Origin of the sequence: Pragia fontium DSM 5563 = ATCC 49100, assembly GCF_900112475.1 — a bacterium.
In the GTDB taxonomy this organism is placed as follows: Bacteria; Pseudomonadota; Gammaproteobacteria; order Enterobacterales; family Enterobacteriaceae; genus Pragia; species Pragia fontium.
This window is the reverse complement of sequence record NZ_FOLW01000013.1, coordinates 38536-58153: the sequence shown is the minus strand read 5'-3', so window position 1 is coordinate 58153 and position 19618 is coordinate 38536. Positions and strand designations below refer to the sequence as shown.

The 19618-nt window shown below is 48.7% G+C and carries 22 protein-coding genes; 5 read left to right on the top strand and 17 right to left on the bottom strand.

Features of this window, described 5'->3' with window-relative positions:
* Positions 1 to 10 precede the first annotated feature (10 nt).
* From BMZ28_RS15195 to BMZ28_RS15120, 16 genes are read right to left on the bottom strand one after another with little or no spacing between them, the layout of a single operon-like run.
* Entirely contained in the window at positions 11 to 1240 is a 1230-nt protein-coding gene (locus BMZ28_RS15195) for a beta-ketoacyl-ACP synthase (RefSeq protein ID WP_047779442.1), read from the bottom strand.
* Positions 1237 to 1968 carry a 3-ketoacyl-ACP reductase FabG2 gene (locus BMZ28_RS15190; RefSeq protein WP_047779443.1) on the bottom strand — a complete coding sequence of 244 codons (732 nt, stop codon included), beginning with the start codon at positions 1966 to 1968 and terminating at the stop codon, positions 1237 to 1239. Before BMZ28_RS15190 ends, BMZ28_RS15195 begins: the two co-directional genes overlap by 4 nt.
* Positions 1965 to 2450 (bottom strand): hotdog family protein, encoded by a 486-nt coding sequence (locus BMZ28_RS15185; protein ID WP_074824502.1) that lies wholly within the window; start codon positions 2448 to 2450, stop codon positions 1965 to 1967. The genes BMZ28_RS15190 and BMZ28_RS15185 overlap by 4 nt, the downstream gene beginning before the upstream one ends.
* Entirely contained in the window at positions 2447 to 3616 is a 1170-nt protein-coding gene (locus BMZ28_RS15180; RefSeq protein WP_074824499.1) for a beta-ketoacyl-[acyl-carrier-protein] synthase family protein, read from the bottom strand. The genes BMZ28_RS15185 and BMZ28_RS15180 overlap by 4 nt, the downstream gene beginning before the upstream one ends.
* Positions 3613 to 4191 carry a DUF3261 domain-containing protein gene (locus BMZ28_RS15175; protein WP_074824495.1) on the bottom strand — a complete coding sequence of 193 codons (579 nt, stop codon included), beginning with the start codon at positions 4189 to 4191 and terminating at the stop codon, positions 3613 to 3615. Before BMZ28_RS15175 ends, BMZ28_RS15180 begins: the two co-directional genes overlap by 4 nt.
* Complete coding sequence (locus BMZ28_RS15170) at positions 4188 to 6512, bottom strand: MMPL family transporter (protein WP_074824492.1); 2325 nt, start codon at positions 6510 to 6512, stop codon at positions 4188 to 4190. The genes BMZ28_RS15175 and BMZ28_RS15170 overlap by 4 nt, the downstream gene beginning before the upstream one ends.
* Positions 6487 to 7113, bottom strand: a complete 627-nt coding sequence (locus BMZ28_RS15165) for a LolA family protein (RefSeq protein ID WP_074824489.1) — start codon at positions 7111 to 7113, stop codon at positions 6487 to 6489. Before BMZ28_RS15165 ends, BMZ28_RS15170 begins: the two co-directional genes overlap by 26 nt.
* On the bottom strand, positions 7110 to 7538 hold the full coding sequence (locus tag BMZ28_RS15160) for an acyl-CoA thioesterase (protein ID WP_047779449.1): 429 nt from the start codon (positions 7536 to 7538) through the stop codon (positions 7110 to 7112). Before BMZ28_RS15160 ends, BMZ28_RS15165 begins: the two co-directional genes overlap by 4 nt.
* Complete coding sequence (locus tag BMZ28_RS15155; RefSeq protein WP_074824486.1) at positions 7528 to 9261, bottom strand: glycosyltransferase family 2 protein; 1734 nt, start codon at positions 9259 to 9261, stop codon at positions 7528 to 7530. The genes BMZ28_RS15160 and BMZ28_RS15155 overlap by 11 nt, the downstream gene beginning before the upstream one ends.
* Positions 9252 to 9596, bottom strand: a complete 345-nt coding sequence (locus tag BMZ28_RS15150; RefSeq protein ID WP_047779451.1) for an ApeI family dehydratase — start codon at positions 9594 to 9596, stop codon at positions 9252 to 9254. The genes BMZ28_RS15155 and BMZ28_RS15150 overlap by 10 nt, the downstream gene beginning before the upstream one ends.
* Positions 9593 to 10972 (bottom strand): AMP-binding protein, encoded by a 1380-nt coding sequence (locus BMZ28_RS15145; RefSeq protein ID WP_074824482.1) that lies wholly within the window; start codon positions 10970 to 10972, stop codon positions 9593 to 9595. The genes BMZ28_RS15150 and BMZ28_RS15145 overlap by 4 nt, the downstream gene beginning before the upstream one ends.
* A complete protein-coding gene (locus tag BMZ28_RS15140; RefSeq protein ID WP_047779453.1) occupies positions 10939 to 11529 on the bottom strand; it encodes a COG4648 family protein in 591 nt (196 codons plus the stop codon). Before BMZ28_RS15140 ends, BMZ28_RS15145 begins: the two co-directional genes overlap by 34 nt.
* 15 nt (positions 11530 to 11544) lie before the next feature.
* On the bottom strand, positions 11545 to 11793 hold the full coding sequence (locus BMZ28_RS15135) for an acyl carrier protein (protein WP_047779454.1): 249 nt from the start codon (positions 11791 to 11793) through the stop codon (positions 11545 to 11547).
* A 15-nt stretch (positions 11794 to 11808) separates the two neighbouring features.
* Complete coding sequence (locus BMZ28_RS15130; RefSeq protein WP_047779455.1) at positions 11809 to 12069, bottom strand: phosphopantetheine-binding protein; 261 nt, start codon at positions 12067 to 12069, stop codon at positions 11809 to 11811.
* Positions 12069 to 12884: a lysophospholipid acyltransferase family protein gene (locus tag BMZ28_RS15125; protein WP_074824479.1), complete on the bottom strand. Its 816-nt coding sequence runs from the start codon at positions 12882 to 12884 to the stop codon at positions 12069 to 12071. Before BMZ28_RS15125 ends, BMZ28_RS15130 begins: the two co-directional genes overlap by 1 nt.
* Positions 12872 to 13597: a beta-ketoacyl synthase chain length factor gene (locus BMZ28_RS15120; RefSeq protein ID WP_074824476.1), complete on the bottom strand. Its 726-nt coding sequence runs from the start codon at positions 13595 to 13597 to the stop codon at positions 12872 to 12874. Before BMZ28_RS15120 ends, BMZ28_RS15125 begins: the two co-directional genes overlap by 13 nt.
* Positions 13598 to 13961: 364 nt before the next feature.
* On the opposite strand from BMZ28_RS15120, the gene BMZ28_RS15115 reads away from it, so the two are divergent.
* The 3 genes from BMZ28_RS15115 (at position 13962) to BMZ28_RS15105 (ending at position 16271) form a co-directional block, all read left to right on the top strand.
* On the top strand, positions 13962 to 14363 hold the full coding sequence (locus BMZ28_RS15115) for a hypothetical protein (protein ID WP_053007461.1): 402 nt from the start codon (positions 13962 to 13964) through the stop codon (positions 14361 to 14363).
* Positions 14364 to 14442: 79 nt separating this feature from the next.
* Entirely contained in the window at positions 14443 to 15534 is a 1092-nt protein-coding gene (locus tag BMZ28_RS15110; protein ID WP_373876084.1) for a methyltransferase, read from the top strand.
* A 161-nt stretch (positions 15535 to 15695) separates the two neighbouring features.
* Positions 15696 to 16271 (top strand): LemA family protein, encoded by a 576-nt coding sequence (locus tag BMZ28_RS15105; RefSeq protein ID WP_074824473.1) that lies wholly within the window; start codon positions 15696 to 15698, stop codon positions 16269 to 16271.
* A 39-nt stretch (positions 16272 to 16310) separates the two neighbouring features.
* Here the strand turns inward: BMZ28_RS15105 and BMZ28_RS15100 are convergent, their stop codons facing one another.
* Entirely contained in the window at positions 16311 to 17150 is an 840-nt protein-coding gene (locus BMZ28_RS15100) for a tetratricopeptide repeat protein (protein ID WP_126468217.1), read from the bottom strand.
* Positions 17151 to 17347: 197 nt separating this feature from the next.
* On the opposite strand from BMZ28_RS15100, the gene BMZ28_RS15095 reads away from it, so the two are divergent.
* Together BMZ28_RS15095 and BMZ28_RS15090 are read left to right on the top strand one after the other, a co-directional pair.
* Positions 17348 to 18217: an AraC family transcriptional regulator gene (locus BMZ28_RS15095; protein ID WP_074824470.1), complete on the top strand. Its 870-nt coding sequence runs from the start codon at positions 17348 to 17350 to the stop codon at positions 18215 to 18217.
* A gap of 180 nt (positions 18218 to 18397) precedes the next feature.
* A complete protein-coding gene (locus BMZ28_RS15090; RefSeq protein ID WP_074824468.1) occupies positions 18398 to 19558 on the top strand; it encodes a serine hydrolase domain-containing protein in 1161 nt (386 codons plus the stop codon).
* The last annotated feature ends 60 nt before the right edge of the window (positions 19559 to 19618 follow it).

The window sequence follows — 19618 nt, the reverse complement described above, 5'->3', positions numbered from 1 at the left end:
CAGTCCCGTATCAGGCCCAGCGTTTTATAATCAGCGATGTATTGATACCGCCAAAAGCAAAGTTATTAGACTGAATATATTGGGCATCGATATGACGACCTTCTGCCATGATATAGTCCAGTTTTCCACACTCAGGATCCACTTCTGACAGGTTGATTGTTGGTGCAAACCAACCGTCGCGCATCATTTCTATCGACATCCAGGCTTCCAGCGCACCGCAGGCTCCCAAAGTATGACCGAAGTAGCTCTTCAGGGAGGAGATTGGCGTATTGCTACCGAATACTGCTTCCGTTGCCTGACTTTCAGCGATATCACCGCGTTCAGTGGCGGTACCGTGAGCTGAAATATAATCAATGTCGCTTGCCGTCAAGTTGGCTGATTTTAGCGCCTGTTCGATGCATATTTGCATCGTTTCCTTACGGGGTTGCGTAATGTGTGAGGCGTCACAGTTGGTTGCAAAACCAACAATTTCACCGTAAATAGTCGCTCCGCGAGCCTGAGCATGTTCCAGCTCTTCCAGAATCAACGTTCCGGCCCCTTCACCGATTACCAGACCATCTCGCTTAGCATCAAAAGGGCGTGGTGATAGTTCCGGTGAATCGTTCATTTGGCTGGTGGCAAATAGCGTATCAAACACCGCGGCCTCAGAAGGACAAAGTTCTTCAGCCCCACCCGCCACCATGACGGTTTGGTAACCGTGACGGATGGCCTCATAAGCATAGCCTATGGCCTGACTACCAGAGGTACAGGCGCTGGAGGTTGGAATAACTCGGCCACGCAGGCCAAAGAACAGTCCGGTATTGACTGCGGAAGTATGCGGCATCATTTGTACATAGGTGGTGGCGGTGATGCTGTAGACGTTTTTATCATTTAGCATGGTACCGAATTCACCGACCTGTTTGGTGCTGCCGGTTGACGATCCGTAAGCGATGCCGGTACTGCCGTCGGTTAATACATCATTACCCAGCAGTCCTGATTGTTCTAGTGCCAGCTCGGTGGCACGAGTGGAAAGTAGAGACACCCGCCCCATTGAGCGAATTTTTTTGCGCGTGTAGTGTTCCGGCAGGGTGAAGTCACAAACTGGCGCACCGAGCAGGGTATTCAGCCCTTCAAACTCTTGCCAGGCTGGCATAAAACGAATCGCGTTTTTTTGCTGTTTCAGGTTGGCTGAAACCGTTGGCCAATCGTGCCCTAATGCGGTTACTCCGCCCATCCCTGTAATGACGACTCGACGAGTCATACCATACCTCCATTGATTGAAATAACCTGACGCGTGACATAGGCTGCGATATCAGACATTAAGTAGCTGGCTAATCCGGCGACCTCTTCGGTGTTCCCCATACGTTTTAGCGGAATCATGCGCATGGCTTCATCCAACGCGATCTGTTCCATATCGAGAATGCCGGTATCAATCAAGCCCGGAGCAATGCAATTTACCGTGATTTTACGTTTGGCTAACTCTATCGCCAACGCTTTAGTGGCACCAATGATACCGGCTTTGGCGGCGCTATAGTTAACCTGACCGCGGTTGCCGGTAATACCGGAAACAGATGATAGGGTAATAATACGCCCGCCTTTACGCAACCCGATCATCGGCATGATGCAGGGATGAATAACGTTATAGAAGCTATCAAGATTGGTATGGATCACGCCATCCCAGTCGCTATCCGTCAGGGCGGGAAACGCGCCGTCACGGATAATGCCAGCGTTATTAACTACGCCGTAGTATGCGCCGTGCTGCTCAATATCTTGTTCTATTTGTTGGCGGCACTGTTCGCGCTGACTAATATCGAAATTGATTAAACGGCCTGTGCCGCCTGCCGCTTCAATGTGTTGCAGAGTTTGCTCAGCCCCGGCTTTATCACTCAGATAATGAACAACAAGCGTAAATCCATCTTGCGCCAGACGGCAGGCAATGGCTTTGCCGATTCCTTTACTTGCACCGGTAACTAAAACGGAACGGGTCATAAGATAGCATCCTCAACGTTAGGTTGTTGTATTAACCGGGCGATTTCCTGATTATCTGGCTGATAAACGTTCAGCTTCGCCTGAGTAACGGTTTCTCCGTTTATCTCTAGTCGGCAGTCGAAGCTGGCAAGCTTATCATCCTGCAATAGCATAGTGGCATATACCCTGAGTAGGCTGCCATTAGGGTATTCATTCAGCGTTGATTTAAAGGCTCGGCTGCCTAATAACATGCCCAGTCGAGGAGTCTGGTTGTTTTGTATTCCATGCCAACCGCTCCAAACGCCAATCGCCTGAGCCATAATTTCAATAGCGAACCAGGCTGGCAGGGCATTTTGGCCGTTAAGATACGGGGATAAAATGCCGTCAGGGTTGACGCTGACTTCACAAATTGTGCTGTCATCGTCAACGGCACATACGGTCTCCAGAAAAACCATCGGAGACTCGTGGGGTAGATAATATGCGGCGGGGTGAAAGTTGTTCATCCGGCTTCTCCCAAAAGTACGCAGGCGTTATTACCGCCAAAAGCAAATGAGTTTGAAATAATCGTTTTTTTAGTTAGCTTTTCTGGGCTGGTGAGTAAATGAATATCGGCAATAGCCGCATCTTTGGCCGAGGTGGAAAAGTCCTGAACCGGCAAGGTCAGATCCCGGTTTAGGATTAACCAGCACAGAATAGCCTCGGTAATTCCGGCAGCCCCCAGCGTGTGCCCGGTCAGATGTTTGGTGGAGCTACAGGGTACCGTTGAGCCAAATACTCGGTTAACCGCCATTCCTTCGGCCAGATCGTTTAACTGCGTAGCGGTGCCGTGCAGATTGATATAACCAATGTGATGGGGTTCCAGCCCCGCCTGATCCAGCGCCATTCTCATGGCTCTCTCCGCTCCTTCTCCTTGAGGGTGAGGGGCTGACATATGCCAGGCATCGGATGATTCACCCATGCCTAATAGGGCAACTTTGGCCGGTTGGCGAGTTAATAGTACCAGACCCGCGCTTTCACCAATGTTAATGCCATTACGCCCTTCGGCAAACGGCACACAACGTTGGCTGGAAATCGACTCTAAACTGTCGAAGCCGTTAATCGCCATTCTGCACAGGCTATCGGCTCCGCCAACCAGCGCCGCATCGGCCAGTCCTGCCATGATTAACCGATAGCCGCTGATTATTGCCCGTACGCTGGAGGAGCAGGCCGTTGATAGGGTATAAGCCGGACCATTGAGCCCCAGTAGCGCGGCCAGAAACATGGCGGGATCGCCGAGTTCCTGCTGCTGATAGTGATAATGTTTGGGAAGTTGATCGCAAACTAATTGATGGTTCACCGCCAGTTCACCTTCATGGATACCTGAAGTACTGGTGCCCATAACCACAGCAATACGCTCTGGCCCAAATTGAACAATAGCTTCATCGAGCTGTGGTTGAATTTGGCTCAGAGCCGCCATCAGCAGGCGGTTGTTGCGTGAGTCATGGCGAGCTAACTCGGGTGGAACCTGTGGTAACGGGGTATTGACCTCCCCAACCCAGGTCGATTTTTGGTTTAATAGCCAGCTATCGCTTGGTTTCAGGCCTGAATTGCCCTGACTGAGGTTATCGCTGATTTGTTCCAGCGAGTCTCCCAGTGAATTAACCAGCCCAGCGGCGGAAAAGTAGATCATGACGGCGTATCCACATTTTGTATAGTAATTTGATAACCGAAATGGTGCTGAATGATAGCGACGGGCTCACGCTGTCCTTGGCTATTCTGGTAGTGAATTTCACTTATCGTCTGGTTTTTGGCATCGGTCAGAATCCGCTTATTATCTTGATCGGTTAGCTGCCACCCTTCAGGTAACTGGGCTTGCCAGTCGCTGATTGACCAGTAGCTTAGCATAATATCAGCTAATACCTGTTCGGCAGGGGGCAGTTGCGGTAGCGCAAGAGACTGTTCGGTGTGAATTCCACTGCCGTCATAAGTGACTTTAAACAGGCGAATCCCGACCGGTGACAGGGCGGCTAGGGTGATTTTTTCCCCATCTGCGTCCAGCATGACCAGTAAGGATTGCTGTTTACCATCGACGGTCGCCGTTAGCAGCTGTTGGTGGTGCAGCGGGGTTTTCAAGCTGGGGGCAGGTAGAGTGACTTTCGTCCCCCGTTTTAGCCATGCTTGAGGTTGGCTTTGATCCTGATTAAGCGTACAGCCACCAAGCAGCAGTATCAGAAAGGCGGCAATAATGCCGGTTTTTATTCTCATGATGATTTCCTGATTTCAGTACGTTTGGGTAGAGCCAGTGGCGATAGAACAAATGCGGCAAAAATACCGCCGCTGAGCACCAGACCAAATCCGGCAATTGCCTGTGTTCCGCTGGCGGCCAGCAGCCCAAAGCTTAATTCGGTGGTCAGTGCCGCCATCAAAATAGACAGCATCGAGGTGGACGGCGTACCGGCGGGATTGCTGAAAAACAACGTGTAGTCGATACCGATACCCAGCACTAATATCAGCGCCAGCAGTGAGAACAGATTTAGCGTTTGCCCGCTTAAGCTCAGCACCGCCAACCCAATACCCAGAGAGAGAACCGTTGGGATAATGCAGCGCAGCCCCTGTCTTAGGCCAAAGCGCCATAAGAACAGGGCGGCGATTACTAATACTGTTGCGGCTAACAGCGTGGTCAGGTGCTGACGATACACCGAGAACAGCGTCGAGAACTCGGTATGTTTATCTACCCAGTGTACGCCAGTACTGTTTAACGCCAACTGTTGTAATGCTGCTGGATTGGTTACGCCATTCACCGGCACCAACACCGCCGATTGACCATCGTCCAGACTAAGCCATAACAGGCGCCAGCCCTCGCTGGAGACGCTACTTAGCCACTGCTTAATCGTAACGGGTGATTGGTTAATCTGCGGTTCAGTAACGTTCAATCCGGCCTGTTGTAAACGGGCAATAGCTAAAGGTGCCTGCTGTTTTAGCAGATCGAGATTACGTTGCTGCCTTTGTTCAGATGGAAACGGAAACCATCGGTATCCGGCAATCCAGCCTGACTTTTGGGCGTTATCCAGACTGCTTTCCAGCGCTTCCAGCCGTTGTAGGGTTTGTTCTGCGGAGTCGCCGTAAACCATAAACCATTTTTGATCGCTGTGTTGCCCGGTGAGCGAAGCGATCTGCTGCTCCTGCTGCTGGAATTCAGGGGGAAGGGCTTGCAGCTTGCGGATATCATCATCCACTTTCAACAGGGAAAAGCCGATGATGGTGATCAGCACCGCCGCCAGTGGAATACCGATACGTACTCGGTTGTCATTTTGCCAGCGGAATAACCAACGGGTGATAAAGCCGATGCGGATATGACTGCGTACCGGCAAATGGCGTGATAACCACGGATACCAGCAAATCACGGTTAAGAAAGCACCGCTCAGGCCAGCAGCGGCAAAAATGGCTAACTGTTGTAAACCGGGGAATGGTGCGATAAACAGCAGCAGATAGGCGATAGAGCTGGAAATAACCGCTAATAATAGTGCGGGAAACAGCTTTTTCATACTGGCTAACGGCGATTCATCATTGCCGTGCATCATACGCTCGGTGAGATAATGCAGAGCGTAATCAATGGAAATACCCACGACGCTGGTGCTCATCACCAACGTCATCACATGGACTTCACCGAAAATTGCAAATACCGCGACGCTGCCGCTGATGGCGCCGATCGTGAGCGATAGCAGGGTTAGCCACAGCGGTTTCAGGGTGCGGAAAACGTAAAGGATCAGGATGATAATGCCTAAACCGGAGACGCTACCGATGGTGGAGATATCTTGCTGTGCCTGCTGACTGGCATAGTCGCTGTAAAATAATGTGCCACGTTGCAGGAGTTCGGCTCCCGGCCATTTTTGCTGTAGCTGTTGTTTGAGCTGTTGTAGTTTTTCCACCGTTTGGCGGGCGCTCTGAATATCGTAAGAAGAGGCACTTAGCTCACCATGCAGCAGATACCAGGTTCTTCCTTGTTTATCCTGACTGGTTAGCCAACCGTTATTCAGGCGCAATGGGCCGCTGTTTTGTTGCTGGCTCATCTGGGCTGAACGCATGGTTAGCAGCGGATCGCTGTTAAGTTCTTTGGCGCTGACTCCGGCAAACGGTGAGTAAACCTGGCTGAGCACCCAGTCAGACTGGGCGGATGCATCTCCACTCAGTCGCTGGCGGCTGGCGGTGTCCAACAGCGGGTAGCGGCGATCGAAAAAGAACTTACCCCATTCTTGCTGGCGCTGCTCGGTCATTTGGCCAGCCACTTCACGAAAGGCGGTTAGCTGTTCTAATTGTTGCTGCCACCAGATTGCTGGCGCACTGTCTTCTCCCTGTGGAGGGCTAACCAGCCAGACCATCTGCCGGTCAAGGCGTTGATTAAAGCCCTCTTCCAGCGCCGGAGGGATATCCTGGCTATGCTCTTTTGGCAGCAACGCCATCACGCTGCTGTTTAGCTTGCTGTGGGGTAAAATCAGCGCCAGCGTCAGCAGCAGCCCGATGACGCAAACCAGCCAACCCAGCGCGATGCGGCGATGTACTTCAGGACGAAAAATGGTGTTCTTCATCTGGCGTCAGCGTCGTAGGTTGAGTTTTTTGATCGAAGAAGCGAATGCGGGTGTTATCCCCCTGCATATCATCGATAGCAATGGTATTGAGGAACTGTTCCCCGTTAAGCGTAATTTGGCGGAACAGTTTGTTCAGCGGCATGGTGGTTGGTTGTAGCGTTAACTGCCAGCCGCCGTTGCCCAAATCGCTAAAATTGAGCCTGAAGTTTTGCTCTAAAGCCTGTCGATCGGCATGAAATAGCGCGGTCAAGATAGCGTTAAACTGAAACATCTGAGGATTGCTGTCGGCAGTGACCACCTGCGGCGGTTGACCGACCATGCTTTGTTCCATCCGGCTTTCATTCATCATCAGTTTCAGAGCAAACGGTTTGGTTTGATTCCATACCAAACCGTGCTGCTGTGCGATAAGCACATTACCGCTGGATTTCAGCGGTTGCGACATACCGTTAATGGTGCGCAATTGTTCAAACTGGGCGCGTAATACGGGTTGATGACTAAAGCGCTGTTGCAAGTCGTCGAGGGAAACTGCCTGAGCAGCCTGACAAATGAACAGAATCAGAGCACCAACCAGCAGGCGGGAGAAATGTATAACCTGACTCATGGCTGTATTCCCAGCTTATCAAACAGGATCTGTGGACTGACGAAACACATTTCGCCATTTTGTTCATTCACCGCTACCTGAATGGTATAGCCTTTAGTGGTTTTCTTGCCGCTGGCGCTATCAAACAGGGTGTAGTCAATACGTAGGCGGTTTTCATATTCGGTTAAACGGGCGTTAACGCGAACCTGCTGCTCAAAATGCAGTGGAGAGATGTATTTCACCCGGGTATCAATAATCGGCCACGCATAGCCGGAGTCGCGCATTTGTCGATAGCCATAGTCAAACTGCTTGAGTAAGGCCTCGCGGGCGACTTCAAAGTAGCGAAAATAGTTGCCGTGCCAAACCACACCCATAGCGTCCGCATCATGAAACGGAATGGTTAGCTCAATATCAACGGATAAACGGGGATCGGAATCAAGATTCATGCGTATCACTCGGTTGCTCTTCCGGCTTGCTGAGCTGCCAGAAATCATAAAAATTAAACCAGTCTAATGGGGACGTGAGACTATAGTGTTCCAGTCTGCTGGCGTAACGCTCAACGGTTTGCTGAATGGCCTGCTGACGATTTTCCCTCGGCAGAATCAACGGGTCGGCAAATTTTTCGAAATGAATGCGAAATTTGCCATCTGGTTTCAGGCCGAACATCAAATAGACCGGGCAGCGCAGCACCGACGCCAAGACAAACGGCCCCAGCGGAAATGGTGCGGGCTTACCGAGAAAATCAGCCCAAATAATACGCTGTTCATTTTGCCGATGATGGTTACTGATCGATGTTCGATCGCCGACGATGGCTACCCATTCTCCGTCATCCAACTTTTGCTTAAGTAGAATAGCGACTTCCGGGCCCCAGCTACTGACCTGAATCATATTAATATTGGAATCAGGATTAATTTCCTGCATAACCTGATTAAAACGTGCGGCATGTTGAGTAAACACCAACGCATTAATTTTTACATCAAAAGAGAGCTCACCCAGCGCGCGACAAACTTCCAGATCGCCTAAATGGGAACCGAGAATTAACGTGCCCTGTTGGCGCTCTAGTTGTTGTAGGCATTGGCCTTTGTCCGGGAAATCAACTTGATCGAGCTTAATATCTCCCAGCCAGCAGGCCAGCTTATCCAACATGGCTTCGCCAAAGCGCATAAAGTGGCGATAGCTGGTTAGGTTGGCTGGCAGCGTTAGCTTTTGGTCGGCGGCGTAGTTTTTCAATCGCTGGAGATAGTGTTCCGAAGCCTGACGCTGTCGGTTTCCCGTTAGCCAGTAAAAACCGATAACCGGATACAGCAGCAGATTAAACGCGCGGCGTCCGAACAGGCGATAGGTTTTGACCATTAACCGAATGCCCCACAGCCCTTTGCGTTCATGCGTTTGTGACCAATGCGTTTCATCTTTAAAGTGGCGCATAATTAGCGATGGCATACGGGGAAGCATGGCGAGAAACAGGCGAGTATGCATCCACGAGAGACGCAGATTATCGCGCCAGACATCAAAGTGCGACAGGCCATCTTCCGGGTAGATCACCTTCGTTGGAATAAAGCGTGACTGTGTACCCTGCCAGTAAAGGCGCACCATGATCTCGGTATCGAAATCCATATGTTGACCGAGGGGAACGCGATCGGCTAACTGCAGCGTAACGTCGATAGGATAAACGCGAAACCCGCACATGCTGTCGCGAATGGATAAAGACAGGGTTTCAATCCATACCCAGATATGGGTGATATAGCGCGAGTAGAGGCGAGATTTGGGCACGCTTTCATCATAAACCGGCTGGCCGGAAATAATATCATCAGGATACTGTTGTGCCTCTGCCAGTAAGCGGGGAATATCATCCAGAAAGTGCTGACCGTCGGCATCCACCTGAACGCCATGGCTGTAACCCTGACGCTGAGCCTCGCGTAGAGCGCTCAGTACCGCCCCGCCCTTTCCCTGATTCTGCCGGTGGCGAACCAGCGTTATCCAAGAGTAAACCGTAGTTAGCCGATCCAATTCATCAGCAGTTTCTTTACGGCTGCCATCATCCACAACGATACAGTTGAGCTGAAAAGCGGCCAACTGTTGCAATACGCTATCCATGGTTGAACCATGGTTATAACAAGGAATAACCAGACAGGGATTAAAGGCCTTATCCGTTGAGTGATTTAATGGCATAGGCTAATCCTGCCGCTGCTGGCGAGGATATCTCCGCAACGGTACTGGAAGCTCAGTTTGGACTTTGCTTCATCCCAGTTAAGGGTGAGGGTGATTTCTTCCGATGGAAATAATGGGCGCTGGAATTTCACTACGTCAAGCGCGCTAAATATTGGCGGTAGATTAAAGAGTTCAGCGCCATAATGCATAACCCAGTGAATTTGGGTTACGCCAGGCAACAGAGCCTGCTCAGGAAAATGGCCTTTAAACCAGAATAGTTCCGGCTGTAATTTAAAATAAAGGGTGGTACTGACGCCGTCGGTTATTTGGCGGGCGCTTTCCTGTGGCAACATCATAAAAACAGTTCCTGTAATTCACTGTAGGCTCGCTTACCTTGCGTATTGAGCGGAATTGCCGACACAATTCGCCAGCGTTTAGGTAAAGCAACCGGTTCAAGCCATTCTCTTAACTGTTGGCGTAAATGTTGGGTTAACGGGTGATCGCCCTGCTGGTGACGCTGTTGGCCGATATTGGTCAGAACAATAGCCGCCGCTAAGAGAGTTCTGCCATTTTGCGTAATGGGGATCACCGCCGCATCGCTGATTTCATCCAGCGAGATTAAACGCTGTTCTACATCCGCCAGAGATATGCGTTTCTCTTCGATTTTAATAATTTTGTCTTTACGTCCGAGCAGATGGAAACCATCGGGCTCAAGGCTAATCAGATCGCCGATGGTACTGCCAGCATCGTTGTTAAACAGCGGAGAAACGACGTTAATTTCACCGTCCGGCTGTCGTGTGATTTGGATACCGTTAAACGGCTGCCAGGGCTGTTGCAGATGCTCTTGACGGCGGTGAGCAATCACTCCGGTTTCACTGGTGCCGTAAATTTCTAGCGGTAGCACGGTCAGACACTGCTTTACCCGCCGGGCCTCGTCGAGGTTTAATGGCCCGCCGGCTGAAACGACCATCGCGCAATTCAACACCCGTAAGCTGCTATCCAAACGTTTTAAATAGGCCGGGCTGGCGATTAAGGCTAGTGGAGTGGTGGCCAGCGGCTGTAACTGCTCGTGGTATTCAGTGAGTTGAGCATTAAACGGCAGTCCCAGCACCAGCGGAAGCAAAATGCGGAAGGTTAAACCATAAAGATGCTGATGGGATACGGTGGCCGCGATCCGGGTGCCGGGTACCAAACTACGCCAATTGTTGGCCAGTAGTTCACTTTCGGCTTCCAGCAGTCGGATAAGTTTATGTACCGCTTTCGGTTGACCGGTGGAGCCGGAAGTAAACAGGATGAGCTCAGCGTTCTCCGGCCATTCAGGTAACTCGATGGCTAATTCTTCTCTATCGTGCGGTGTCGCGGATGACCAAATGGTTGGGCAGCCTATTTGTAATGGTAGATCGCTCAGCAATGCGTCAAAAGCGCCCTGCTGATACTGTTCTTTAAGCTGAGCCTGCCGCAGATGCCCGGGGATTACCGGCGTTTTACCACAATAAATTAAGGCCAGTAAGGCTGCGGAGAACAGATAACTGTCATTAAAGCAGATCGCCCATTGTTGTTCGGGACAGGACTGTAGCTGACGAATCAGTTTTTTTACCCGGAAACGGAATTTAGACAGGGTAAGGCGTTGCTCACCCCGCCAGGCAATCAGTGTATTATGAGGGCGGTTGGCGCTGAGAACATCTTTCAGGCGCAGCGTTATCCGTGGCGCAGCCGTTTTCTGATTATCCATTCCGTACCCATTAATATTCCCATTAAAAAATAGCTGATAGCGCCGTTATACAACGTCCATAGCTTGATGTCGTCATACAGGCAGGTAAAAAGCGCAATGCTGCCGTTGATGATAAAGAACAGGCACCAAACCTGAGTGACTCTGCGGGTATAGCGCACGCCTGCTGGTGGTAAATCAGGCTCGGTTAAACGCGCTAGCCTTTCGACAATGGACGGCGGTCTAAACAGCGACTGGCCAAATAACCCCAGCAGCAGCAAACTGACCACGACCGGATAGTAGAGCAACCAGTGATTCTGTTTCAGCAACCAACTCGCCAGGGCCAGCAAAATGCCCAATAGCGCAAAGGCTTTCATTAGCCAAGAAAGCTGTTTAATTTTTCCCCGGGCTAATACCAAGCGACTGGCAAAAAGCACCACCAGCAGCGGAGCCAGTACCGATGTGCCCCAATAGCTCAGGCCAAAATAGACAGCAAACGGATAGCCGATAACGGCCAGTGCCGTTAACCCCTGAATGATAAAGGCGAGGTGAAACCGAGGCCGCCCACTGCGGTTAATCATCGGCAGCCCCAGAAATTACTTATTCTGTAGCAGTTGATCGACGGCATTGACCACATCTTCTACCGTACGTACCGATTTAAACATTTCTGGATTAATTTTCTTACCGGTCATTTTTTGTAAGTAAACCACCAGATCAACGGCATCAATGCTATCCAGCTCCAGATCTTCGTACAGTTTGGCATCCAAAGTGATATCGTCGGCATTCGTTTCGAAAAGCTTCACCATGATCGCTTTGACTTCTTGATAAATTTGCTGTTTATCCATTATTCAATACCTTGATTATTTGTCGCGTTGTGAAGCGATCAGTTCGGAAAGTGAGGCGACGGAATAGAAATGTTTGCGGGTATCTTCACTTTCGGCGGAAAGAATCACGCCATAGCGATTTTTAATGGCTAAACCTAACTCTAATGCGTCAATCGAATCTAAACCCAAACCGTCACCAAACAGCGGTGCGGCGGTATCGATATCGTCCGGCGTCATGCCCTCTAAATTAAGGGCATCAATGATAAGGGCTTTAATTTCGTTATTTAAAACATCCATTATTTTTTCTCATTAGTTTGAACGGGCTCTGGTATGAGCTTTTGGTTTAAAGTTTGCGTCAAACGGCGAGCGGCGATAGCAGGCGATGAATCACCATCAGCGGTATAATCCTTTGCGCTAATCTTTTCTTTTACTACAATTTGAAACCGTGGTTTCACGGGGGGGATATTATACCACTTTCCCTGTTTCGTCAGCATTGGCTGGTCACAATGAATGGTGACTAACCGAATATCCGCATGGCAACGCAAAGCAATATTGGCCGCGCCTCGCTGTAGATGCATGGTTTGTCCCGGCGTTGTTCGTGTTCCTTCCGGGAAAATCAGGATCATGCCGTTAGAGTCCAGTATCTGTTGGCACTGCGGCAGCAAAATATCAGATTCTGAATTGGCAATATATCCGGCGGATTTAATCACGCCGCGCATAAAAATATTATCGAGCAATGACTGCTTAACGATGCAGTCACAGCGTGGCATACAGGAAGCCAGAAAGACGTAGTCCAGCAGACTTGGATGATTGGCGACCACAATGCAGCCGGCATCCTGATCGAGTTTGTCTATTCCATCGAAGCGATAGTCTAAAACGCGGAAAAAACGGGTAAGCCAGAGGAACAGCTTGAAGCTGTAGCGAATGCTGTTTTGCGTCAGGATGGTGCAGCGTTGGCGATCTTTGACCACAATACGCAGAGTAGAAAACCAGAAGGTCGACATCATCAGGCCGCCAATACCGAATAGCGTAAAGCAGAATCCGGTGGCAGCAATGCGCCAGAGTCGATTGAAAACGGAAGATTTCCCTTGGGGTTTAATTATTGACGCCATTGCCAGTCAGACCTTGTCCCTTTTAGGGTGAACTGTGGTGCTTTTGCCAGCCAGTGCCGCATAAAATCTATGCTTTGCGGCAACTCAGACGATTCGGTATCCGATAATGGTAGACAAGGCGTTTTACTTAATTGATGGCATTGCAGCTGATTACCGGGCGCTATCAGCAATCCTACTGCATAAGCTGGGATTTGATGGCAAATTTGCGCATGGTAGGCCTGTGGGATAGCACCGTCAAAATCCACCAGCAGCACCTTCTGTGCTCCGTTAGCTAACATCCCCTGAACTTCCAACATCCCCTGCTGAAAACCATCTGCGCCAGCAGCAATGGAGGAAATGGGTAATGGCGCTTTTCCACTGATGGTCAGCAGCCCTGAGGCAGTATTATGTACTGACATGGCAAAGTCGGTCGGGGAGATATCTTGATGCTGACAGAGGTCAGCAATAATTTTATAGGTGCGTTCCAGCTCGCCATGGCGACTAATAAACACCGCGGCATCTGGCTGTTCCTCTAATAGGGTTAATCCAACTTCAACGCTGAGTTGGCTGGGTATACTCATACGACGTGCGGTCATCATCGGAATACGCTGAGCTTTGGGTAGCGGTTCACTCCAGTCCGTATTCGGGCCGGTTGACCAAGCTAACCATTGTTCCGGGGTCGTTAATCCGGGCGCTAATGCACACCAGCTCAGAATATTAAATGAATACGTCATTAATGAAGAATACCTCTTAAAATTCGCCGGTATAATAATACAGATAAGAAACTTTTTACATTAACGGTCGGTAAATTAACGGAAATAATATATAAACGAATTAATATATTTTTGTCAGATATTTATTTATATATTGATATCTTCCAGGTAATTATTGAGGAGAACCCTCTAATATTTATGGCTAATACATAACAAATTCACTGATATATCATTTTTTGTTAGACTAGCGTGCTTTTTTGTTGGCGGTGGCTAAATCCCTCACTATTAGGGTATTATCTAGCCGGTTATAATCGGGACAGCGGAATAATTTGCGTCAGAATCATAGCGTGGTTAGTCCAGTAAAATTCAATGGAGAATAAATGAGATGAATATGAAAAGTTTAAAAATATTATTTGTTAGTATTATTGCCCTTATTTTTATTGCTGGCTGTAGCGGTAACCGTGTGGCGCGTAACCTCACTTCGGATATCAACGGTAGCTTCACGACACAGCAAATTGAAAAAGCGATCATGGACTCAGGTAAAGGCCGCGGCTGGGAAATGAAGAAAATGCGCACCGGTTTGATCACCGGTAAAATTGTGACTCGCGGTAATTCTGCGGAAATTCGCATTCCTTATACTTCATCTCAGTATTCTATTGAGTACGTTGGTAGCCAGAACTTGACGCCAGATACCGACAAAGTGCCGGGTAACTATAACCGTTGGGCAGCGAAGTTAGATCAAGATATTCAGAATAAGCTGTTAGAACAGCAGGCTTTATATAACTAATTTTTAACCATAATAATTTTAATATGTGATGCGGAGATGATTTTATCTCCGCATCTATTTTTTTTATAAGGGAATGTTTTTGGATACCAAAACAGAAGTTGGCTATGGCTATGATAAGGACCCGTTTTCTGCATTAGAAGCGATTACCGAAGCTCAAAAAATTGCTTTTGCCCCCATGTTGTTTCAGGCAGCGCTTAATCTTAGAGATAGCGGCATCCTGACTTTTCTCGACCAAGTGGGTACGCAAGGGGCAACCGCCGATGAAATTACCGATTCCGTACATATCAATCACTATGCTGTTCAACTGCTGCTGGACGTTGGCTTAAGTAGCCGTATCGTTTACCAGAATGAGCAACGCTTCTTTTTGGGCAAAGTAGGACATTTCTTGCTGCATGACAAGATGACACGGGTCAATATGGATTTCAGTCACGACGTTTGCTACCAAGGGATGTTCCATCTGAAAGAGGCGCTGGAGAATAGCCAGCCTTCCGGTCTGAAAGTATTTGGCGATTGGCCGACGATTTACCCTGCACTCAGCGAGTTACCTGAAGCGGCGCGAGAAAGCTGGTTTGCTTTTGACCATTTCTATTCTGATGCGGCATTTAATGCGGCGTTTAAACATATTTTTCCACTGCAGCCTGAGCATATTTATGATGTCGGCGGCAATACTGGAAAATGGGCGCTGTGCTGCGCCAAAAATGATGACAATGTTAAAGTCACGTTGCTCGATCTGCCGCAGCAGATTGCGTTGGCTGAGAAAAATATCGCTGAATCTGGCTATAGTGAGCGGATTAAAGGCTATGGCGTCGACCTGCTAACCGCAGAAAAACTGCCGAATGAAGCAGATGTTTGGTGGATGAGCCAGTTCCTTGACTGCTTTAGCGAAGAGCAGGTGGTGCACATTCTGACCCTGATTCACGATAATATGAAACCGGATGCACAGGTTTGTATTATGGAAGTGTTCTGGGATCGCCAGCCGTTTGAAGCTGGGGCATTGAGCCTGAATGCATCTTCACTTTACTTTACCTGCATGGCAAACGGTAACAGCCGTTTTTATCATTCCCGGGTACTGTATGACTGCTTACGTAAGGCTGGTTTCTACGTAGAGCAGGATATTGATAATTTAGGTTTAGGCCATACTCTGCTGATTTGTAAGAGAATGCCGGACTGATTATCTCTTCAGCTTTGCCGGATAGTTTGTTGTTAATGCGGCTATCCGGCAAATAAAGCCGATTAATACCTATCGTGATAACCGTTTGGCAGAACAGATTTGTTATAGTAGATGATTCTGTTTGAGCAGCGGTTGGCCTAATCGGTTATGGAGCAAGGAATATGGTTCTGATTGTTATTGCAGTCGCGGTTTTTATTGTTGTTGGTATTGGCATATGGGCTGTGAGTGTCTACAACCAGTTGGTGCTGCTGCGCAACAATGTTGATAAATCGTTTGCCAATATTGATGTGATTCTTAAGCAGCGTGCCGACCAGATACCTTCCCTGATTGAGATTACGTCTAAGGCGATGTCTCATGAGCGCGAAATTTTTACCGCTTTAAGTGATGCCCGGAGCGCCTATCTCAATGCTGGCTCTATGCAGAACAAAATTGATGCTTCTAATCAAATCGAAAAAGCATTGAAATCGGTAATTGCCATTGCAGAAAATTATCCGACGTTGATCTCCGGTGAAAGTTTTATTGAACTACAAAAATCGGTGAGTGACATTGAGGATAAAATTGCCCATCGTCGGGAGTCTTTTAATGATTCAGTTAACCTTTACAACATTGGGATTACCGTGTTTCCAGACGTATTGTGTGCCAGATTCTTGAACTATCAGCGGATGCCGCTATTAGCCATTAGCGCTCAAGAAGTCGCTTATGACGGGGTTAAATTTAATCATTCGTCAGGTATTTAATGTCGACCAGTCTGAGACCGGTCGACATCGCCGTCGAGATTATCCGTTGATATAACTCACGATGGCATCCATCAATACCTGAGGTTCCCCTCTGTTCCACGCCTCAATCAGTTCATTGATTTTTTCTTGCTGTGCCGACGTTAATTGGCCGGCGTTGTCGCTTTGCTCAAGCTCATGCGCTGCCATTTGATAGTGCGATAGCAGCAGCTGTTTGAGTTCACTGTCTTCGGTCTGTTCAGACTGTTGAAGTAAAAACTCGTTGCTTAATGTGAGAAGAGCGCAATGAAGTAGGCTGAGTTCAGCTTTACAGGCTGGGTCATCGGTGATGTCAGGATCGAACATATGTGCCATCGTTGAGGCGGCTTCCTGACTGCTTAACTGAAGCGCATTAAAGTATTGGCTCAGCATTTGCGGTATATCTTCTTGCGCTTGATAAAGCTGGGCCAGAGACAGGTAACAGAACGCTAACTGTTCACTGTGCTGCTCAATATTGTCATCCTGTGTATAACGTTCAATCAGCTGTTCAAACAGCTGCGCTGCTTTATCCAGATCTTGGTCGAAGTATTTGCCGTACATATACATCTGCGCTTGGGTGATATAGGCAGGCAGGTAATCGAGAGCCAGCATCTTATCCAGCCACAGCTTGGCATCTTGTGGTCGATCCAGCTCCAGTAAATAGAGGTCGGCCAGCGCCAGCATATAGGTTGGATCGTCAGTTTGTTCAACCATACTGAGAAACAGCTGCTCGCGCATTTCAGCGGGCATATCGTTGGGATCGTTAAATTCAATCGAGCCCAGTTCCGGTAGATTATCGACGTCCAGCGCTTCGATTTCTTCATCGCTTAGCAGGTGCATAGCGGGTGGTGAGGATTTTGTCATTTTGTTGATCTGATCAATTAAAGTTTTTCAGGAATAGCTGGCACCTTACCTGCTTCATATAAACTAAACAATATTCTTGGCTGTTTATCCCGGAATAGAATGCGAATGCCTTGCTAAAATAAAATGGAAAGTCAGCAAGATCGGTCAGGAAGTCTTTTTTGTTCTTATGCATAGTGATCGCCTTGGAGGATGCAGCGATGCACGATGATAAAACTGGCGCTTATGCTAAACGATTCAATCAGGTTTTCGATTATATCGAGCACCATTTGGATAGGACGATCTTGTTGGAACAGTTATGTGAAGTGGCGAAATTTTCGCCTTATCACTTCCACCGCCAGTTTTCCAGCTACTGCGGTATGCCCGTTGGGCGTTATATCCAACTGATGCGATTGAAGCATGCCTCATATCGGTTGGTCTTTAATCCATTGGAAAAAATCATCGATATTGCGTTGGATGTCGGTTTTCAAAATCCAGAATCGTTTAGTCGTGCCTTTAAGCAAGTATTTGGACTAACGCCCAGTCAGTTTCGTCAAAAACCGGCTTGGGTCGCTTGGTCCCAGTGCATTCCAGAACCGAAACGCATAAGGACACAAACGATGAAAGTCAGTATTGTTAATTTTCCCGCAATAGCCGTAGCGATGTTAGCTCATCGTGGGCAATCTGAGCGATTAAACGAAACCGCAGCCCGTTTTATTGAGTGGCGAAAAACCACCGGGCTTTCGCCGGTGAGAACTAGCCAAACCTACGGTATTGCTCCTCACGACCCGCTAACGACCAAGCCAGACGACTTCCGCTTCGATATTTGTGGTTCGGTTGATGCGCTGATTCCAGAGGATAATCCATTTGGCGTGATAAACGGCATAATACCTGCCGGACGTTGTGCGGTAGTGCGTCATCATGGATCACACTGTTCTTTAACCGAGAGTGCACGATATTTGTACCGTGATTGGCTACCGACAAGCGAGGAGGAGCTACGTGACTTCCCGATGTATTTTCATTATTTTAATTTTGTACATGAAGTCGCCATCCATGAACTGCTAACGGATATTTATCTGCCTTTGAAATAGCGCCTGTTTTATGTAAACGCATTTCCTCTTGGTGGGTAGGTTATTCTGCGGGCAGTTAATATATTAGGAAAAAGGTTATTTTTGTTTAGGGAATGATTAAGCAACGCCAGCATAGTTATCAGGAGTGACCTAATATAAATAAATCCCGTGGGATAAATACCGCGGCAGAGGAGACGATGAATGCAACGCTCTTTAGACAATGTCATTGATGATGCTATCAATCCGGGTGATGGTTTAACGCCAACTATCGTTGGTACCGTGGTGCTGGTTTCGCAGTGTGGAAAACGAGTATATCAGCGGGCGGCAGGCTATGCCGATTGGGAAAGTCAGATACCGGTGACGTTGGACACGCTATTTCGTCTGTCATCGGTGACTAAACTATTTACTACGCTGGCGGCTGGTGTATTGCTGGATCAAGGCAAATTAAAGTTGGAAGATAAGGTGACTCAATGGTTACCTTGGTTCACGCCGAAGCTGGCGGACGGTACAGCACCGGATATTACCATCGGTCATCTGTTGTGCCATTCTGCCGGTTTGAATTACGGTTTTTCCGAATCACCGGATGGCCCCTATCATCAGGCTGAAATTTCTGACGGACTGGATAATTCAGGTTTGACGTTGGAAGAAAATCTTAAGCGAATTGCGTCGGTACCGCTGTTGTATCCACCGGGCACGGCTATTCAATATTCAGTTGCTACCGATGTACTGGGCGGCGTGATTGCTGAAGTACATGGTACGGATCTGTCGCAAGCTATCCGTTCTCTGGTGACAGAGCCATTAGGTATTTCCCAGACTGACTTTACCGTTACCGATTCTGACAGGTTAGCAGAGCCTTATGTGAATGACTTCCCACGCCCAAGGCGAATGGGGGAAGATGAGCTGATGGTCGATGAACAAAGCGGTATGCCTGGCGGTATTCATTACTCTCCGGGTCGGGCTTTTGACTCGACAGCATTTCAGTCCGGTGGCGCGGGTATGGTCGGCATGGCTGAGGATGTTGAACGTCTTTTGCAGGTGTTACGCACCGATGGTTATCCGTTGTTCAGTCAAGCTACGCTTAACCAGCTATTGACCGATCGGGCAGGCACTCAGGAAATGAATCCGGGATGGGGATTTGCTTCCAGCTGGCAGGTGTTGAGAAACCCGATGATTGCCGATTCCCCACAGTCACCGGGTACGATTAGTTGGGGCGGGGTATACGGCCATAACTGGTTTATTGATTTTGAACAGAGCTTGAGCGTGGTTATTTTAACCAATACTGCGCCGGAGGGCTTGTTTGGCGAGTTTGTGCAGGATATCCGCGATAGGGTATATACCGCGCTATTGGCAAAAGCGTCGTAAGTTTGGTGAATATTAACGGCCAAAGGACTCCGCGTTCTGCGGCCGTTTTTAATGCGACAT

What these genes read in the sequence shown, in the direction of transcription:
- BMZ28_RS15195 (WP_047779442.1), bottom strand. Translation starts at nt 1,240, where the DNA reads ATGACTCGTCGAGTCGTCATTACAGGGATGGGCGGAGTAACCGCATTA.
- BMZ28_RS15190 (WP_047779443.1), bottom strand. Translation starts at nt 1,968, where the DNA reads ATGACCCGTTCCGTTTTAGTTACCGGTGCAAGTAAAGGAATCGGCAAA.
- BMZ28_RS15185 (WP_074824502.1), bottom strand. Translation starts at nt 2,450, where the DNA reads ATGAACAACTTTCACCCCGCCGCATATTATCTACCCCACGAGTCTCCG.
- BMZ28_RS15180 (WP_074824499.1), bottom strand. Translation starts at nt 3,616, where the DNA reads ATGATCTACTTTTCCGCCGCTGGGCTGGTTAATTCACTGGGAGACTCG.
- BMZ28_RS15175 (WP_074824495.1), bottom strand. Translation starts at nt 4,191, where the DNA reads ATGAGAATAAAAACCGGCATTATTGCCGCCTTTCTGATACTGCTGCTT.
- BMZ28_RS15170 (WP_074824492.1), bottom strand. Translation starts at nt 6,512, where the DNA reads ATGAAGAACACCATTTTTCGTCCTGAAGTACATCGCCGCATCGCGCTG.
- BMZ28_RS15165 (WP_074824489.1), bottom strand. Translation starts at nt 7,113, where the DNA reads ATGAGTCAGGTTATACATTTCTCCCGCCTGCTGGTTGGTGCTCTGATT.
- BMZ28_RS15160 (WP_047779449.1), bottom strand. Translation starts at nt 7,538, where the DNA reads ATGAATCTTGATTCCGATCCCCGTTTATCCGTTGATATTGAGCTAACC.
- BMZ28_RS15155 (WP_074824486.1), bottom strand. Translation starts at nt 9,261, where the DNA reads ATGCCATTAAATCACTCAACGGATAAGGCCTTTAATCCCTGTCTGGTT.
- BMZ28_RS15150 (WP_047779451.1), bottom strand. Translation starts at nt 9,596, where the DNA reads ATGATGTTGCCACAGGAAAGCGCCCGCCAAATAACCGACGGCGTCAGT.
- BMZ28_RS15145 (WP_074824482.1), bottom strand. Translation starts at nt 10,972, where the DNA reads ATGGATAATCAGAAAACGGCTGCGCCACGGATAACGCTGCGCCTGAAA.
- BMZ28_RS15140 (WP_047779453.1), bottom strand. Translation starts at nt 11,529, where the DNA reads ATGATTAACCGCAGTGGGCGGCCTCGGTTTCACCTCGCCTTTATCATT.
- BMZ28_RS15135 (WP_047779454.1), bottom strand. Translation starts at nt 11,793, where the DNA reads ATGGATAAACAGCAAATTTATCAAGAAGTCAAAGCGATCATGGTGAAG.
- BMZ28_RS15130 (WP_047779455.1), bottom strand. Translation starts at nt 12,069, where the DNA reads ATGGATGTTTTAAATAACGAAATTAAAGCCCTTATCATTGATGCCCTT.
- BMZ28_RS15125 (WP_074824479.1), bottom strand. Translation starts at nt 12,884, where the DNA reads ATGGCGTCAATAATTAAACCCCAAGGGAAATCTTCCGTTTTCAATCGA.
- BMZ28_RS15120 (WP_074824476.1), bottom strand. Translation starts at nt 13,597, where the DNA reads ATGACGTATTCATTTAATATTCTGAGCTGGTGTGCATTAGCGCCCGGA.
- BMZ28_RS15115 (WP_053007461.1), top strand. Translation starts at nt 13,962, where the DNA reads ATGAATATGAAAAGTTTAAAAATATTATTTGTTAGTATTATTGCCCTT.
- BMZ28_RS15105 (WP_074824473.1), top strand. Translation starts at nt 15,696, where the DNA reads ATGGTTCTGATTGTTATTGCAGTCGCGGTTTTTATTGTTGTTGGTATT.
- BMZ28_RS15100 (WP_126468217.1), bottom strand. Translation starts at nt 17,150, where the DNA reads ATGACAAAATCCTCACCACCCGCTATGCACCTGCTAAGCGATGAAGAA.
- BMZ28_RS15095 (WP_074824470.1), top strand. Translation starts at nt 17,348, where the DNA reads ATGCACGATGATAAAACTGGCGCTTATGCTAAACGATTCAATCAGGTT.
- BMZ28_RS15090 (WP_074824468.1), top strand. Translation starts at nt 18,398, where the DNA reads ATGCAACGCTCTTTAGACAATGTCATTGATGATGCTATCAATCCGGGT.